At 60.2% G+C, this 16,350-nt stretch carries 12 protein-coding genes; 7 read left to right on the plus strand and 5 right to left on the minus strand.

The features are described 5' to 3' along the window. The first annotated feature begins 96 nt into the window (after nucleotides 1–96). Complete coding sequence (locus PspS04_RS14820) at nucleotides 97–282, plus strand: DUF6026 family protein (protein ID WP_095170455.1); 186 nt, start codon at nucleotides 97–99, stop codon at nucleotides 280–282. 71 nt (nucleotides 283–353) lie between these two features. Here PspS04_RS14820 and PspS04_RS14825 read toward each other — a convergent pair whose 3' ends face one another. Next, nucleotides 354–5,297 carry a dermonecrotic toxin domain-containing protein gene (locus PspS04_RS14825; RefSeq protein WP_159996193.1) on the minus strand — a complete coding sequence of 1,648 codons (4,944 nt, stop codon included), beginning with the start codon at nucleotides 5,295–5,297 and terminating at the stop codon, nucleotides 354–356. 240 nt (nucleotides 5,298–5,537) lie between these two features. Here PspS04_RS14825 and PspS04_RS14830 point away from each other — a divergent pair, with 240 nt between their 5' ends. Together PspS04_RS14830 and PspS04_RS14835 are read left to right on the plus strand one after the other, a co-directional pair. Then, on the plus strand, nucleotides 5,538–7,277 hold the full coding sequence (locus PspS04_RS14830) for a phosphoethanolamine transferase CptA (protein WP_095170459.1): 1,740 nt from the start codon (nucleotides 5,538–5,540) through the stop codon (nucleotides 7,275–7,277). A 173-nt stretch (nucleotides 7,278–7,450) separates the two neighbouring features. Continuing rightward, entirely contained in the window at nucleotides 7,451–9,697 is a 2,247-nt protein-coding gene (locus tag PspS04_RS14835; protein WP_159996195.1) for a TonB-dependent siderophore receptor, read from the plus strand. Nucleotides 9,698–9,738: 41 nt separating this feature from the next. Here PspS04_RS14835 and PspS04_RS14840 read toward each other — a convergent pair whose 3' ends face one another. Both PspS04_RS14840 and zapE read right to left on the minus strand, forming a co-directional pair. After that, nucleotides 9,739–10,230, minus strand: a complete 492-nt coding sequence (locus PspS04_RS14840) for a GNAT family N-acetyltransferase (RefSeq protein ID WP_095170463.1) — start codon at nucleotides 10,228–10,230, stop codon at nucleotides 9,739–9,741. A 95-nt stretch (nucleotides 10,231–10,325) separates the two neighbouring features. Beyond that, complete coding sequence (zapE, locus tag PspS04_RS14845) at nucleotides 10,326–11,450, minus strand: cell division protein ZapE (RefSeq protein WP_159996197.1); 1,125 nt, start codon at nucleotides 11,448–11,450, stop codon at nucleotides 10,326–10,328. A 230-nt stretch (nucleotides 11,451–11,680) separates the two neighbouring features. On the opposite strand from zapE, the gene PspS04_RS14850 reads away from it, so the two are divergent. The 3 genes from PspS04_RS14850 to PspS04_RS14860 are packed head-to-tail and all read left to right on the plus strand — an operon-like array spanning nucleotide 11,681 to nucleotide 14,263. Then, complete coding sequence (locus tag PspS04_RS14850; RefSeq protein WP_095170467.1) at nucleotides 11,681–13,153, plus strand: nucleobase:cation symporter-2 family protein; 1,473 nt, start codon at nucleotides 11,681–11,683, stop codon at nucleotides 13,151–13,153. A 55-nt stretch (nucleotides 13,154–13,208) separates the two neighbouring features. Further along, nucleotides 13,209–13,682 carry an LEA type 2 family protein gene (locus PspS04_RS14855; RefSeq protein WP_095170469.1) on the plus strand — a complete coding sequence of 158 codons (474 nt, stop codon included), beginning with the start codon at nucleotides 13,209–13,211 and terminating at the stop codon, nucleotides 13,680–13,682. A 38-nt stretch (nucleotides 13,683–13,720) separates the two neighbouring features. Next, a complete protein-coding gene (locus PspS04_RS14860) occupies nucleotides 13,721–14,263 on the plus strand; it encodes a GNAT family N-acetyltransferase (protein ID WP_159996199.1) in 543 nt (180 codons plus the stop codon). Nucleotides 14,264–14,330: 67 nt separating this feature from the next. Here PspS04_RS14860 and PspS04_RS14865 read toward each other — a convergent pair whose 3' ends face one another. After that, entirely contained in the window at nucleotides 14,331–14,582 is a 252-nt protein-coding gene (locus tag PspS04_RS14865; protein ID WP_095170472.1) for a hypothetical protein, read from the minus strand. 165 nt (nucleotides 14,583–14,747) lie between these two features. Between PspS04_RS14865 and PspS04_RS14870 the strand changes: the two genes are divergently transcribed. Next, nucleotides 14,748–15,065, plus strand: a complete 318-nt coding sequence (locus tag PspS04_RS14870; RefSeq protein ID WP_095170474.1) for a DUF883 family protein — start codon at nucleotides 14,748–14,750, stop codon at nucleotides 15,063–15,065. Nucleotides 15,066–15,199: 134 nt separating this feature from the next. Here PspS04_RS14870 and PspS04_RS14875 read toward each other — a convergent pair whose 3' ends face one another. After that, on the minus strand, nucleotides 15,200–16,231 hold the full coding sequence (locus tag PspS04_RS14875; RefSeq protein ID WP_159996201.1) for an Ldh family oxidoreductase: 1,032 nt from the start codon (nucleotides 16,229–16,231) through the stop codon (nucleotides 15,200–15,202). Nucleotides 16,232–16,350: the final 119 nt, after the last annotated feature.

Here is a 16,350-nt window from a genome sequence, read left to right on the forward strand (position 1 = left end):
AACGGCAAAAGAAATCAAAATCGCCGTCGAAAGTGGCTGCGCACACGCTTCTGCGTGCCGGACCACCGTTGTCAGACGCCATTTGCGAGGTGAGCAATGGGCACAGTAGTAACCGCACTCCCAGTACAAACCCTGTACGTCACCGTTCGTCGTGATGAACTGCGCCAACTCAAGGCCGAACGCGAGCAGTTGCTCAACGAAGTCGCGCACCTGCGTCAGCAGCTACAGGCGCAGCGCGGTGAAGGGTTGACTGCGCGCATGCCGATACGCTCACTGGATTGATCACCCCCGCCTGAAAGGTTGCGCCTGCTTCCCCGGCAAGCGCAACGCACTGATCAGGACACCAGGGCATGCTATGCCGTCGGTGGAACGGCATCGAAAAAGTACTTTTTCGCGAACGCCGCCTTCATTCCCCCCGGGTACACCACTTTTCCCGCGTTGAGTTCGGGGTGTTGCACCTGATCCTTGACCGTGACGAACCGCAGGCGCGCCAGTTTCAGGTGGGCTTCGGTCAGGGTCAGGACCGATTTGGCCGTACAGTGAAAGTGTGCGTACCACAGTACCTTTCTACCAATGCGGCTGGCGCTGTCGACGATGTCGTATTCCAGCAAATAGCTTGTTTGATTGGCAGTAGACTTGTCGGTCCAGGACGGATTCTCGACGCGGACCTCCCGCTCCCCTAGCAGGTACTCGAAGCTTCCGGCATTCGGTGGCAGCTGTTTGGTAATCTCGACGCGCAGCTTTTTCCCTTCGCGGATCAATTGTTCTCGAGCGCTGTTGAGATCCTGATATATCTTGACTGCCCTCCCCCGATCCGCACCTGTAACACCTTGCATTCCATGTTGGATTTGCGTAGCCAGCTCCGAGAGTTTTTGAGCCTGAGACAAAAACCGGTCTTCCACACTGGCAGGCTCGCGGTACCGGGAGACATCTTTTTTATAGTTTGCGATCAGCGGGGTTATCCCTTCGACCAGTTTCCTGCCTTTGTCCAGCAGCGATTGGAGCGCCAGGGCCGGCTTCGGTGGAGCTGCCACAGGTACTTCAGGCTCCTCCTCCCGCTGCCGGTAAAGATCTTGCCCTTCATCCTTGTAGAAAATGATCTGCTTGTCCGTTGCCGCGTCCTGGACCACCACCGTTTCGCCGGTTTCATCTGAACTTTGCTCGCGGACATCGCCCACTCGAAAACCATCCGCCGTCTGGATCAGGCGCTCGTTGGGGCGCTTGATTCTCCTTCTGGCCTTTTTCACCCGTTCTTCGGCAGGTTGCGCACCCTCTTGCCCTGCGGTCTCTTCCTGCACGTCTTCACTGATCGATTCGCTGAGCTCTGCTTCCGCGATAGCGCGCACCCGCCTCAGCGCCTCAAGGAACTTCTCGAGAAACTGCTGCGGTACGTAGCTTTGTCGATCGCCAACCTTGCGCAGGTTGGCCGCCATCAGTTCCGCATCGTTGTAAACATTGACCGCGTCCTGCAGCAGCTCGACACGCTGCCTGGGCTCAAACCCCTGCGTCGCGCTCAAGCGCAACACGTTGTCCGTCACCGCGCCCAGTTTCGCCTTGCCCAACCCTTCCAGTCCCGCGACTTCCGCCAGGCTGGGCTCAACAAGCCCAGGGTCACCCGCCAATGCCCCGCGCAAACACAACAACTCGTGCACGATCAGCCAGTCGGTGGTTTTCACCCGCTTGTCCAGTATGTCCTTGAGATGTTGTGTCTGCGCCGACAGATAGCCGGTTCTTTGCAGATAGCCTTTTCGGACACTGCTATCCAACACCTCCAACTCTGTCATCAGGCTCTCGAGCCGGGAGCTGATCCTGATGCGCTCCGCAAACCCATTGATGATGCGTTTCCTGGCTTCCAGCAACACACTGTACGGCACATCGGTGACCGCGGTGCGCAGCTCAAAGGCCAGTGGAAAAAGGGTGCGCAATGAAAGCCCCGACTCCTCCCATACCGCCGACACCCGAATCAGGTTTTCGTCGACAACGCCATAGCTGGCGACGAGCGCCTGCAGATTCTCCACAATGGCGTCACGCTGGTAGTCCTTGTCTTTTGCAAGCAGGATCGCGATCTCCTCATACACCTTGATCAGGTCCAGATGACCGTCAATGAAGGTCCTGGCTTTCTTCTTGTAATCGAGGTCGGCGGCGTGCAATTTCTTTCTCAGCGCCACATGCTCTTCCTGCCGCCGGCTGCGCTCTGCACCGATAGCGGCGTCAATGGCCTTGGTCTTGTCGACGATCTCATTGGCGATCGCCGTCGCTCTCTCCAGCGCCCCCTGCCCAACCTCCTGGGCCTGGGTGACACTGGCGTGCAGGCCCGGCAGGCGATCCTTGAGTCTTTTGACTTTCAGCGCATAGTCGGCACGTCGCGCCCGCAGCTGCGAATCAGCGAAGACATCCGAAAGGTAGCGACTCATGCCCGGCCCCCCCCCGCGCACACGAAACTCCGGCGCCACCTCCCAGAGATCCTGGCCATTGTTCTTCAGTTCCAGTCCTTTTATCGGCCTCCCAAGATGATCGAGGATGACCACATTACCGCCCTCGGCGGGCTCTACATTGGCCCATCCGTACCCACGCAGGCGAGCTGGCACTTTTGCATACCAGCGCCCCCCGACCACTACGATGCCTTGGGGCGCTGGCGTTGTGACCACCTGCCCGCGTCCGGCCTGCTCGGTGCTCAGGAAACGCTCCAGCAATCGACGCGAGTCACCCGATACCGGTGTAGAGAAATCCAGCACGCTGTCACTGATGGCGCTGGCCGCACCCGGCCCGATGGGTGGTTTGATCACTGCGCTGACTACAAGAGCACCCGGCCGGGAGACGATCGCATGGTGCTCGAAGGGTTTTACCGCTGTACCGGCGCCCGGTGAAAGACGCTGGATCAGCAAGGCCACTGCCAGATTGATGAGCAGGTTGTAGGTGAAGTCCTTGGCCGGCTCGCTGTCGCCGCTCGCCAGTGGCTCAAGGGCCTCCAGAACTGCGGTTTCCACCACTAACAACCAGCCAACGGCAGCTGCAGGTCCGCTGACAAAGGGTAATACCGTGTTAAGCACGCTATTGAAGATGATCAAGCCCATCTCTTTCAGCGTATTCCAGCGGTACTCGGCATTGGACAGCGTCTGTTCGTCAGCCAACTGGGCCAGGACGTTGGCGTTGGCTTCATACAAATGAGCCAGCACCTTGTCGTCGAGCTGCTGCAGATCGAATCGGGCGGGAGCCGATGGCCATAGCTGCGTTTCGAATATGATTCCCACCGGGTGGGGTTCCAGAAAACCGCCATTGTCATAGATTTTCCGTGCATCGGGCGCCAACCAGTCGAGGATGCTTTGCTGCAACGATGGATTGGACTTGCTTTGCGCGACCGACACCAGCGCAGGTCGAGGGTCGTTGCTGACGATCTCAGCCATCAAGGCATCGAGCGAAGCAAACTCGATCAATGGTTCGGGGTACAGCGGCCGATACAGCACATGGGGCCCGGCCGTCACATCAGCGGGGCCAAACACAAACATATCGGCAACCACATGCGTGTGGTTCGATACGTCGGTCTTGAAGGCCAGGGTCCTGGCCAGCATCACTTGCCCGCTCACACGCCGAGCTTGCGGATCCGGCTCCATGTTGGCCGCCACACAGCGATACCCGGCATCAGTGAACCCTGAACGCTTCCTGATCCTGTTCTCCAGTGCCAGCATCGGTAATTGAATGCGCAATTGGTCGCTGAACAGCTTTTCGCGCTCGGCTCGCTGTACCGGATCATCGAGCAGTAGCCTTTTGACTTCATCGGGGTAGTTATTGCCGATATCGGCATCGCGAATCAGTTCCCTGACGGTGTCGAGGGTCATCCAGGCCGGTGCCGCCGAACCGTCCTTGCGCTTGAACTCAGAGACCAGGAATGGCACGCCGGCAAGGTTGTTCAACGCTCGATGAGTCAGGCTGAGGGTTTCACTGGTAAACCGTCCGGTTCCTGGCCCTACGATCACCAACAAACCGTCTTCATTGCGATACTGAGTGATGTCGATCTGGTCTGGATCCACCGCCTCGCCGTACGCGGCCATCCCGTCCTGCAGGACTTCCCGGGCGAATTGCTCAGCCGTACGAATCCCGTGGCTGTACTCCTGCCCCTTGCTCGCCAACTGGAGGGCGGCCAGGCGAAACATGTAGCGACTGTACTCCTGGGTCTCGGCGGGCGTGGCCAGTTCTATCCAGTCAGGCAACTGGCTGCCGACTTCGCTGTACAGTACTTGCTCATACGCACCGGGGTTCTGCTTGAGCAAATGGGGAGCCAGATCCGTCAGACTCGCATAGCGCTCCTCCAGCACTTTCAGGTCCTGGCCTTCGAATACCCCGAAGAAGCTCAAGCTTTCAAGTTGATTATTGAGTAGCGCCTGGGCCTGAGTCACAAAGACATCGCCGAACGACTCATAGGGTTGCAACTCAAGCACACTGAGTTCCTGCCTGCGTCCCCATTTGTCGCCCTCTGAATCAGCGAAGGCCTGCCATGTGTCGTAAGTCTCGATAACGCCGCTGGTGCTGAACCCCATCACAATGTCCCGCGTCGATACCGTGCGCACGGCTACCAGATCAAACGCCAGGTGAGCTTTGTGAGTACGTCCGGTCCGGGCGTGATAGTCGATGAGGAAAACCCGCGTGCAGTCTGGCCCGTAACGAGCCACTCGGTCCTCCTTGATGGGGCAACGAATGACTTGCAGGACGGTATCGACCTGCCCGGCATCCAGAAACGCACCGCTGCCCGAAGGCCCCATGCTGACCAGCAATGCGCTTCTGAGGACATCGCCGAGCCATTGCCAGCGGCTGGTGCCGTCAACCGCCGGCTCATTCCAGTAATCCGTCAGCGCCTGCTGCAATGCAGCAACCATGACCTTGGGCAGTCGTCGCAAGAGGTCTTCGACTTCGCGCATTTCGACGGCGAGCCGCCTGTTTTGCCCGTCGCTCAGAAAGTGATCATGGGTGAACGTCAATTCGGCCCTTGCAGTAATGGCGTGAATCATCACCTCGAACAGCGGTGTTGTGGTGTAACCGTCGATCCACGGACCCTCGAGCGCGACAAAGTGACTGCTGTCGCCCTCCCCCTCAAGTGCAGCCCGGTTTGCGCTGACCCAGTTGGGTGAGTTGAGCGAGGTCGTCAACACGTCGATATTCAGCCCGGGGTACCGATTATTCAGTGCCGCGCCGAACTGTTTCAGGGCCGCCGTGACCACTATCGGTCGCCCCTTGAACTCTTCATATACCGCCTGCGCCAAGGTGTCGGAAACGTCCTCGGGTGTTGCGCGACTGTCTGTCATTTCAGCATCCTGTTGTCATGGAATGAGCAGCAGGCACCCTGGCCTGCCTCAACCGGATGTAATGCGGTTTCACTGAAGAACGTGCGGTAACTAAGTATCCTCACCCATAGCTTCACAAAACTTTCACATGAACTTACAGATACTTGTAAACACTGTTGACGCTCGATTTTCGAGCGTTTTTTTTGTCACTGGCGCTCAACACTTTCAGTGGTTGAAGTCATTAATCAGCTGGAGCGCTGAATGGCGATGTTTAAACGCAGCAGTACGCCTGCAAAAGGGTTTGATTGGGCAGGCTTGGGCTGGCTGTTCCTGTTCTTCTGGTATTTTTCCGGCATCACCCAACTATTGATCCTGTTGACCGGAACCTCCGGGTTCACCGGTTTCCGCCAGGCCTTCGTGATGTCCGCCATCTGGCTCGCGCCGATGCTGCTGTTCCCGGCCCGTACGCGCCTGCTCGCGGCGGTGATTGGCGTGGTGCTCTGGGCCTGTTCGATGGCTAGCCTGGGTTACTTCTTCATCTACCAGCAGGAGTTCTCGCAGAGCGTCATCTTCATCATGTTCGAGTCGAACGTCTCGGAAGCCGGCGAGTACATGACGCAGTACTTTGCCTGGTGGATGGTGGCCGCATTCCTCGCGCACACCGCCGTGGCCCTGTTCCTCTGGAGCCGCCTGCGCCCGGTTTACCTGCCGCGCGGCAAGGCCTTGCTGGCAGCCACGGCAATCCTGGTCGCGGTCATTGGCTACCCGCTGGTCAAGCAGACCGCGCGCACCGGCAGCCTGGCCGCCGGCTACGAAAAATTCGAAACCCGCATCGAACCGGCAGTGCCATGGCAGATGCTGGTTGCCTATCGCCGCTACGGCGAAACCCTGGCCAGCATGCAAGGCATGCTCGACAACGCCAGCCAGGTCCCGCCGCTGCACAATTTCAAGGACTCGATGGCCGGCCAGCCCGCGACCCTGGTCCTGGTGATCGGTGAATCGACCAACCGCCAGCGCATGAGCCTGTACGGCTATCCACGGCAAACCACGCCGGAGCTGGACAAGCTCAAGGACCAACTGGCGGTGTTCGACAACGTCATCACCCCGCGCCCCTACACCATTGAAGCGCTGCAACAGGTACTGACCTTCGCCGACGAAGAGAACCCGGACCTGTACCTCAAGACCCCATCGTTGGTCAGCGTGATGAAGCAGGCCGGCTACAAGACCTACTGGATCACCAACCAGCAGACCATGACCAAGCGCAACACCATGCTCACCACGTTCTCCGAGCAGGCGGATGAGCAGGTCTACCTGAACAACAATCGCAACCAGAACGCCCGCCAGTACGATGGTGACGTGCTGGAGCCCTTCACCAAGGCCCTGGCCGACAGTGCGCCGCGTAAATTCATCGTGGTGCATCTGCTGGGCACCCACATGAGCTACCAGTACCGCTATCCTGCGACCTACGACACCTTCAAGGACCGTCAGGGCGTGCCGCCTGGGGTCAGCGACGACCAGTTGCCAACCTACAACAGTTACGACAACGCGGTGCGTTACAACGACTTCGTGGTCTCGAGCCTGATCAAGGACTACGCCAAGACCGATCCAAACGGCTTCTTGTTGTACCTCTCCGACCACGGCGAAGACGTGTTCGACTCGGCGGGTCACAACACCCTGGGCCGTAACGAGTCCAAACCCACTGCCCCCATGTACACCATTCCGTTCATGGCCTGGGCTTCGCCGAAATGGCGGGCAAACCACGCCTGGGATTTTGCCGGCGACTTGCAGCGGCCCTACAGCAGTTCGCACCTGATCCACACCTGGGCGGACCTGGCCGGCTTGAGCTTCGACGAACTGGACCACAGCAAGAGCCTGGTCAGCGACAGCTTCAAGGCGCGCCCGCTGTTGATTGGCAACCCCTACGAACGTGAGCAGAAAGCGCTGATCGACTTCAGCCTGATGAAGCCCAAGGCGCCTACCGCGGCCGTCGTTACCCAATAAGTGAACCCTGCGGGGGCCGGTTCCGGCCCCCCGTTTTTGCTGGCCATGAGCCTTCGCGAAAGCCCCTCGAATAAAATAGATTAATAATTATTCGCATTTAAGCTAAATTTTTTGATTCACCTTCGTCTTTGAGCAAACGGAAATTTTCCATCGAAGACAAGGAGTCGGCTGCGATGTTCGCGCCTATTACCCGTTCCATGACCTTGACCCTGGGCCTGTGCAGTCTCGCCCTGTGCCCTTCCGCCCATGCGGACACCAAGCCGGATAAACAGCAGGAGCCTGCCGCCAAGGCGCTCGAGCTGGATACCACCAACGTCAATGCAGTGGGTCTGGGTACCACCACTGAAAACACCGACTCCTACACCACCGGTGCAATGAGTACGGCGACACGGCTCAATCTTTCCATCAAGGAAACCCCGCAGTCGGTCTCGGTGGTCACTCGCCAGCAGATGGACGACTTCAAGCTCACCACCCTGTCCGAGGCCATGAGCCAGACCACCGGCGTGGTGGTCCAGCACAACGACTCCGACCGGGTCAGCTATTCCTCGCGCGGCTACTCGATCAACAACTTCCAGATCGATGGCATGCTCAACACCTTCGGGCGCATGAAGTCCGACTCGGACACCATCATCTACGACCGCATCGAAGTGGTCCGCGGCGCCACCGGCCTGACCACCGGTGCGGGCGACCCTTCGGCCACCATCAACATGGTGCGCAAGCGTCCGACCGCTCAATGGGAAGCCAAGACCGGCGTCAGCGGCGGCAGCTATGACGATTACTACAGCTACGTCGATGTTGGTGGCCCGCTGGCGTTCGACGGCCGCCTGCGTGGCCGCAGCGTGCTGGCCTACCGTGACAGCAAATCGTTCCGTGACCATTACCAACTGCAACGGGAAGTCGGCTACGGGATCCTCGAAGCGGACCTCACCGATGACACCGTGCTGGCGGTGGGTTACGACTATCAGGACAAACAGGTCCAGGGCACGTCCTGGGGCACGGTGCCGTACTGGAAATCCAACGGCGACAAGGCCAACCTGTCGCGTTCGACCAACATGGCGACCAAATGGAGCTCCTGGCCCCTGAAGGACAAGACCGCCTTCGCCAACCTTGACCAGAACCTGGGCAATGGCTGGCACATGAAGGGCGCCTATACCTACCGTGAGAGTGACACCGACGGCAAGGTCTACTACGGCGGTGGCGGTTACCCCAACGACGACCGCAGCGGCATGGTCGCCTACCGCAGCCACATGAAGGGCGAGCAGAAGATGGAAGTCTATGACTTCAACTTCGCCGGCCCCTATCAGTTGCTCGGACGCGAACACGAGCTGATGATCGGCTACGGCGAAGCCGAGCGCAGCGCGTCCAACCCGTACCTGGTGTCTGCGCCGACGCCAGCGGGCTACGACAACATTGCCGACTGGAAGTACATGGGCAACATCGCCAAGTTCCGCGACACCGACACCGGTATCGAAGGCTCGAACGACAGCACCAAGCAAAAAGCCGGTTACCTGGCCACCCGCCTGAGCCTGGCCGAGCAGTGGCATGCGGTCCTGGGCAGCCGTTATGGCAGCTGGAAAACCGACAGCAACTCCTACAGCTTCAACGACCAGAACCAGCGCACCGGCAACGACCACAGCAGCCAGACCCAAAACGACGTCTTCACCCCGTACGCCGGCTTGCTGTACGACATTACCCCTGAGTACACGGCGTATGTCAGCTACACCGACATCTTCAAGCCGCAGACCGAGCGTGATTCCAGCCGTAAGTACCTGGACCCGATTGTCGGCCAGAACTACGAACTGGGGCTCAAGGGTAGCTTGCTCGATGAGCGCCTGAACGTCGCCACGGCGGTGTTCTGGAGCAAACAGGACAACGTCGCTGAATTGGATGACTCGGTGCGACCGGACCCAACCACCGGTGAAGACTTCTACAAGTCCGGCGGCAAGGGCAACAAGGTCAACGGTTTCGAGGCTGAAGTATCGGGCGAGGTGATGCAGGACTGGAACATGACGGCCGGCTACACCTACACCCATTCGAAAAACGGTGAAGGTGAGCGCAACAACACCAACCAGCCATTGAACATGCTGCGCATCTCGACGGCGTATCGCCTGCCGGGTGAATGGAATGCGCTGACGGTGGGGGGTGCAGTGAACTGGCAGAGCGATATCTACGAATTCGCCAGCCGCCCCGTTGGACGTGACGCCGATGGTGACATCGTGACCAAGGAAACCCGGATCAACCAGAACAGCTATTCGGTGGTCAAGCTGATGTCGCGCTACGAGTTCGACAAGCACCTCACCGCATCGTTGAACGTCGACAACCTGTTCGACGAGAAGTACTACGACAACGTCGGCTTCTACAACGGCGTGTTCTGGGGTGACCCGCGCACCGTCACCTTGAGCCTGGACTACAAGCTCTAACCCTCACGTACTGCAGGAGCGCCGTCCGGCGCTCCTGCACGTTACAGCGGCTTGGTCCAGAACAGCATCCGCCCGTGGTCCGGATCGAACATGCCGGGGGCGAAGCCAAATTTGTCATACGCCGCCTGTGCAACGGCGTTGCCTTCCAGTACTTCCAGGGTGATCTTGCAGCAGCCACGCTGACGGGCAATCTCCTCGACCTTGAGCAACATCTTCTGACTCAGCCCCAGACCGCGAAACTTGCCGACCACCGCAACGTCATGGACGTTGACCAGCGGGCGACAGGCAAAGGTCGAAAACCCTTCGAAACAATTCACCAAGCCGGCCGGCTCACCATTGACGAAAGCCAGGACGCTGAACGCATGGGGACGCTTGGCCAATTCACCGGGTAATTGCTGCAATACGTCGGCGGGCAACGGTGCGCCACTGCCCATCGGGTCTTGCGCATAGTGGTCCAGCACTACGCCTATGGCTTCGGCGTGAGTTGGGTTGCTGTAGCTGGCCTGGAGTACCAGGATGTCTGCGGATTCCATTTCCTTCCTCGATCGAACAATAAGCGGGCATCCCTGCGGCTAGCGCCCGGGGCAATCGACATTACCCTGTGACGCGCGCCCGGACAACAGTGGCATCAGCCCTGGGCCTGGGCAAACCGCCGCAACTGCATCTCCTTCAAACGGCTCAAGGTGCGGCGAAAGGCAAACTCCAGGTAGCCCTCGGTATACAACTGATCCATCGGCACCTGCGCCTCCAGATACAACGGGACCTTGCGGTCGTAGCACTCATCGACCAAGGCAATGAAACGCCGCACGCTGTCATCGTGGACGGACAGTTGCGGCAACTCGCGATCACCGGCAGCGACACGGGCACTGCCATCTTCGGTACCGCGGGCAATCCGCCCAGGGCGTTGCCGGGCACTGAGATTAGGCACTTCGCTGATCAAAATAGCGCTGAAGCGATCACACAGCGCCATGAAATCCATGGCGGCCAACGGTTGCTCGCAGAGGTCGGCATAACGGCACCAGAGCACCGTGTCACTGGCCTGGACCACCGCCACCGTACGGTAACCGATAGTCACCGGCGCGCTGGACACCGGCTGGCCCGCGGTCAGCTCGGCAAAGACCTGACTCAGCCCCCCGGGCTCACCTGCTTCGCAGACCCAATAGCGCTGCAGATTCACCCCCGGATGCAAGCGGTGATCCTCACCGCCGTCCACCGCCACCACCTGCATATGCGCCTGGATCGCGGCAATCGCCGGCACAAAACGGTCACGGTTGAAGCCATCCGCATACAACTGCTCGGGCGGCTGGTTGGACGTGCAAACCAACACCACGCCTTCATCGAACATCACCTGGAACAACCGGCCGAGGATCAGCGCGTCACCAATATCATTGACGAACAGCTCGTCAAAACACAGCACCCGCACCTCCCGGCTCAACTCCCGGGCCAACGCCCGCAGCGGGTCGGCGGTGCCGGTCAGTTGAAACGAACGCTGATGCACCCAGGCCATGAAATGATGAAAATGCTGCCGGCGCGCCGTAACCCGCAGGGTCTGGTAGAACTGATCCATCAACCAGGTCTTGCCCCGCCCCACCGGCCCCCACAGATAAACCCCAGTGATCGGCGCCTGGCCTTGATGCAGGGCCTGGTGACACTCCTGCAACGCCAACACTGCGCGTTCCTGCGCAGCGTCGACAACAAAGCCCTGCTGACGGATGGCCGATTGATAAGCGCTGAGGGGTGAGTCGAAGGTCATGGCTGCCTGGGGTCAGTGCGCAAAAACCGGAGTATCGCATGCCCTCAGGGATAATCCGCCAGATGCCAGGTAGAGACCGGCCGTAAGGGCTGAACCCTAATCAGCCATCACCGCACCAACGGATATACCCACAAACTTCAACGCTTTAGTGCCTTGGCACTTCTGGCCGCCCCCCCTTTCTGGCATCCTGCGCCTCCATTTTCTGACCTGGCCTTAATGGCACTCTCCCCGTGACCTCATCTGACCACGCAAAAACTGCCCTGCGTTCCGACCTGATCTACGGCCTTTACGACCGCCCACACTTCACTGCGACCGTGTTTGCCGCGCTGCAGCACGTACTGGCAAGTTTCGTCGGGATCATCACCCCGACCCTGATCATGGGCAGCGCCCTGGGGCTGCAGAGCGAAATCCCCTACCTGATCAGCATGGCGCTGTTCGTTTCCGGCCTCGGCACTTTTGTCCAGGCACGCCGATTCGGCCCGGTCGGTTCCGGCCTGCTGTGCCTGCAAGGCACCAGCTTCTCGTTTATCAGCGTGATCCTCAGCGCCGGCTTCATGGTCAAGGCGCGGGGTGGCGGCACCGATGAAATCCTCTCGACGATTTTCGGCGTGTGTTTTTTTGCCGCGTTCATCGAGGTGGTGCTGAGCCAGTTCATCGGCAAGCTGCGCATGCTGATCACCCCGGTCGTCACCGGCACCATCATCACCCTGATGGGCCTGTCGCTGATCAAGGTCGCCATGACCGACATCGCCGGCGGCTTTGGCGCGACTGACCTGGGTGGCGCCCACCATTTACTGCTGGCCGCCCTGGTGCTGGGCACTATCGTGGTACTGAACCGGGTCGACGTGCCATTCCTGCGCCTGGGGGCCATCGTCATCGGCCTGACCCTGGGTTACCTGGTGGCCTGGTTGATGGGCGACGTCGACTTCGCCAACATGACCGCCGTGCCCCTGATGAGCGTGCCGGTGCCGTTCAAGTACGGGTTTAATTTCGACTGGGTGGCGTTCATTCCGATCGCGGTGATTTTTCTGGTCTCGCCCCTGGAGGCCGCGGGCGACCTGACAGCCAACTCGATGATCTCGCAACAACCGGTCAAGGGCCCGCTGTACATCCGCCGGATCAAGTCCGGGCTATTGGCCGACGGTCTCAACTCGGCGATGGCCGCGGTATTCAACAGCATGCCGATGGTGACCTTCGCCCAGAACAACGGGGTGATCCAGCTGACCGGCGTCGCCAGCCGCTATGTGGCGTTTTTCATCGCCGGTCTGCTGGTATTGCTGGGGCTGTTCCCGATGATTGGCGCAGTGTTGCAACTGATGCCCAAGCCGGTACTGGGCGGCGCTGAACTGGTGATGTTCGGCACGGTGGCCGTGGCCGGAATCAAGATCCTCGCCGAGGCCGGGCTGCACCGGCGCAACATGCTGATCGTGGCGATCTCCCTGGGCATGGGCCTGGGTGTCGCGGCAGTGCCGGAAGTGCTGCGTGAGTTGCCCAAGGCGTTGCACAACATCTTCGAGTCACCGATCACCGTCGGTGCGTTGTGCGCTATCGTGCTGAATATCTTTTTGCCCGAGGAGTTCATCGAGCTGGAAGAAGACGACTTCGACCCCGAGGCCTCGATTCTCCAGGTCATGGAAAACCCCGATGTCAGCCACCCGGGTGAACCGCTCAAGCCCGCGGCGGTCGCATCCTTGAAGCGCTAACCCGCTGGTGGGTCGAGCCGCTGGCGGTTCGACCCTTGTTGATGAGAACCCCTCTATGCGCCGATTCATCGTTGCCGGCCTTGCCCTGTTGCTGCTCAGCCTGAGTGGCTGCGCGCTGTTTCCCGATCGCGACCCGTTGAACGTCAACGTGGTCGGCCTCGAGCCGCTGCCAAGCCAGGGCCTGGAGGTGCGATTTGCGGTCAAGATCCGCCTGCAGAACCCCAACGACAATCCGATCGACTACAACGGCGTGGCCCTCAACCTTGAGGTCAACGGCCAACCACTGGCTAGCGGCGTCAGTGACCAGCAAGGCTCGATCCCCCGCTTCAGCGAGGCGCTGATCAGTGTGCCGGTGAGCATTTCGGCGTTCTCGGTGATGCGCCAGACCCTGGGGCTGAGCCAGACCCAGTCCCTGGACAACCTGCCCTACGTGCTGCGCGGAAAATTGGCGGGCGGCCTGTTCGGCACCCAGCGTTTTGTCGACAGCGGCCAATTGAGCCTGGCCGGCCCAACTGCCGGTGCCCGCTGACGTCGCGCGCCGATCACACCAAGGAGGTGGATTGCTACATGGCCCCATACCCCACGCTGTATACCAAGCGTTTGATTCTCAAGCCGCTGGAACTCGCCGATGCCCCGGCCATCCAGCAGCAGTTCGCCCACTGGGACGTGGTGCGCTACCTCAATGCCCTGGTGCCCTGGCCGTATCCAGCGGACGGTGCCTTGGTCTACCTGCGTGACATCGCCCTGCCGGCGATTGCCCGAGGCGATGAATGGCATTGGTCGATTCGCTTGAAGTCGGCCCCCGAGCAACTGATCGGCAACATCAGCCTGATGGACGAACAGGATAATAACCGTGGTTTCTGGCTGGGCACTGCGTGGCAGGGCCAGGGGCTGATGGCCGAAGCGTCGGCCGAGGTCACTCGCTACTGGTTCCAGGACCTTGGGCGCGAGCTGATGCGAGTGCCCAAGGCTTCGCCCAACCTGGCGTCACGCCGACTCTCGGAACGCAGCGGCATGCGCCTGATCCGGGTCGATGAAGGCAACTTCGTCGGCGGTCGCTACGCCACAGAAACCTGGGAAATCACCCGCGAGCAGTGGCAGCGCCTGTAGGAGCGAGTGCCCGCTTGCGGCTCGCTCGCGATGGACCCGAGAACACCGCGCTGCCAACCCGCAGCGTTTACTTGGCCGCCATCAGGCGATTGACTTCGCTGCGCACCATGTTGGCGTACTCCGGCGGCGACATGGCGTCCAGCTCCGCGCGGACCCATTCGGCCCATTTGCCTTTGCGCTTGGAGCGCTCACCGAACAGACGGGCCGCTTCACCCTTGGATTTGCCCAGGTTGCTCTGCCAGAGGTCGAACAGACGGGACTTTTCATCTTCAAGCGCGGCGCGCTCGGCAAGGGGCTTGTCGGCCAGATTGAAGCTCATGGGAGTTACCTGCTGCATAAAATAGGCGACATCTTACACTGTAGGTGGAAATCTCCGGCGACGGATTTACCCGGACCAAGGGCCATCGCAGAAAAAATCTGCAACTTTTACCTGCCGCCTACACTCCATTGTTCACTGTCCCTTTACCCTGCAAGGAGTTACCCGATGGCCCGAAAAACTGCCGCCCAGGCTCACGAAGAGCAAATCAAGGATCAGGCGTTCAGTGAGCTGCAAGCGCTGATCGAAGAGTCGGAAAAGCTCCTGAAAAGCAGCGCCGCCCTGGTCGGCGAGGAAGCCGAGACCCTGCGCGGGCAAATTGCCCTGAAACTGCAGCAGGCTCGCGACTCGGTCACCAGCGTGCGTGAACGCACCCAACCGGTGGTCGAGGCCACTGAAACCTACATCGGCGGGCATCCTTGGCAAACTGTGGCGATCTCCGCCGGGTTTGGCCTGGTGGTGGGGTTGTTGTTGGGGCGCCGTTGAGTCCCGCAAGACTTCGTTGATGGAGGTGTAGGAGCAAGGCTCGGCTTTGCGGTGATGCATCGCGAGCAAGCTTTGCTCCTACACGTATAGGGACCCTGTGGTTGATAGCCAGCCGGTTCCGGCAAATCAGCAGGTCAGTCCTCTGCCAGGCTGTGCAACTGCGCCAGGATTTCATCGTCCAGCACTATGCCGGCCGACTCAGCTTTACGCCGCTCGCGATGGCGACGGTCACCCGGCAGTCGGTGCAAACCGACTGCATGCATCTGCCGCACCAACTCCTGGCTTCTCTCGGCAAAGTTCTGCCCCGCTGCCTTGCTCGGGTCGATGACGATCAGCAACTGCCCGGTCCATGGGGTTTTGGCGCCAGGGTGGTTGGACCAGTCGAACTCGAACGAAAAATTGCCCCCCGTCAACGCCGCCGCCAGCAACTCGACCATCATCGACAGCGCCGAACCTTTATGACCGCCAAACGGTAACAACGCACCGCCCTCGAGTATCGCCTTCGGGTCGGTAGTCGGCTGGCCCAGGCTGTCCACCCCCATGCCAGGAGGCAAGCGCTCGCCCTTGCGTGCAGCGATTTGCACATCGCCGTGGGCGATGGCGCTGGTGGCCAGGTCGAAGACGATCGGCTCGGCATCCGCCCGTGGCGCGGCAAACGCAATCGGGTTGGTGCCAAACAGTGGGCGGTCGGCGCCATGGGGCACCACGCAGGTCATGCTATTGACCACGCTGAGCGCAACCAGCCCCTCATAGGCAAAGGGCTCGACGTCCGGCCAGAGCGCCGCAAAGTGATGGGAATTGCGGATCGCCATGACCGCGATCCCAGCGCTGCGGGCTTTCTCCACCAGTAATTCGCGGCCAGCAGCCAAAGCCGGCTGGGCGAAGCCGTTTTGCGCATCGACCCGCACGAACCCCGAGGCGACATCTTCCACCACGGGTACCGCCTGGCCATTGACCCAGCCGCTTTTAAGCGTCGAGACATATCCCGGAATGCGGAACACCCCATGGCTGTGGGCGCCATCACGCTCGGCCCCGGCACAGTTGTTGGCCAGCACCGCGGCGACTTCGGGACTGGTGCCATGGCGCAGAAAAATCCCTTGCAGAAGATTCACCAGTGCTGGGTACGACACCGCATGTGAGCCAGCTTGATCGTGTGACACAGACATCTGAAGCTCCAGATTTTTTATTGGAGGGGGCAACAGCGCGGGGGATCCTGAGGCGCTGATTAAACACCCCTTGACGCGCCCGCTGTCAACCGTCGAAAGGCGATCCGCAGCCCACTAAC

This window comes from Pseudomonas sp. S04, from assembly GCF_009834545.1.
GTDB lineage: Bacteria > Pseudomonadota > Gammaproteobacteria > Pseudomonadales > Pseudomonadaceae > Aquipseudomonas.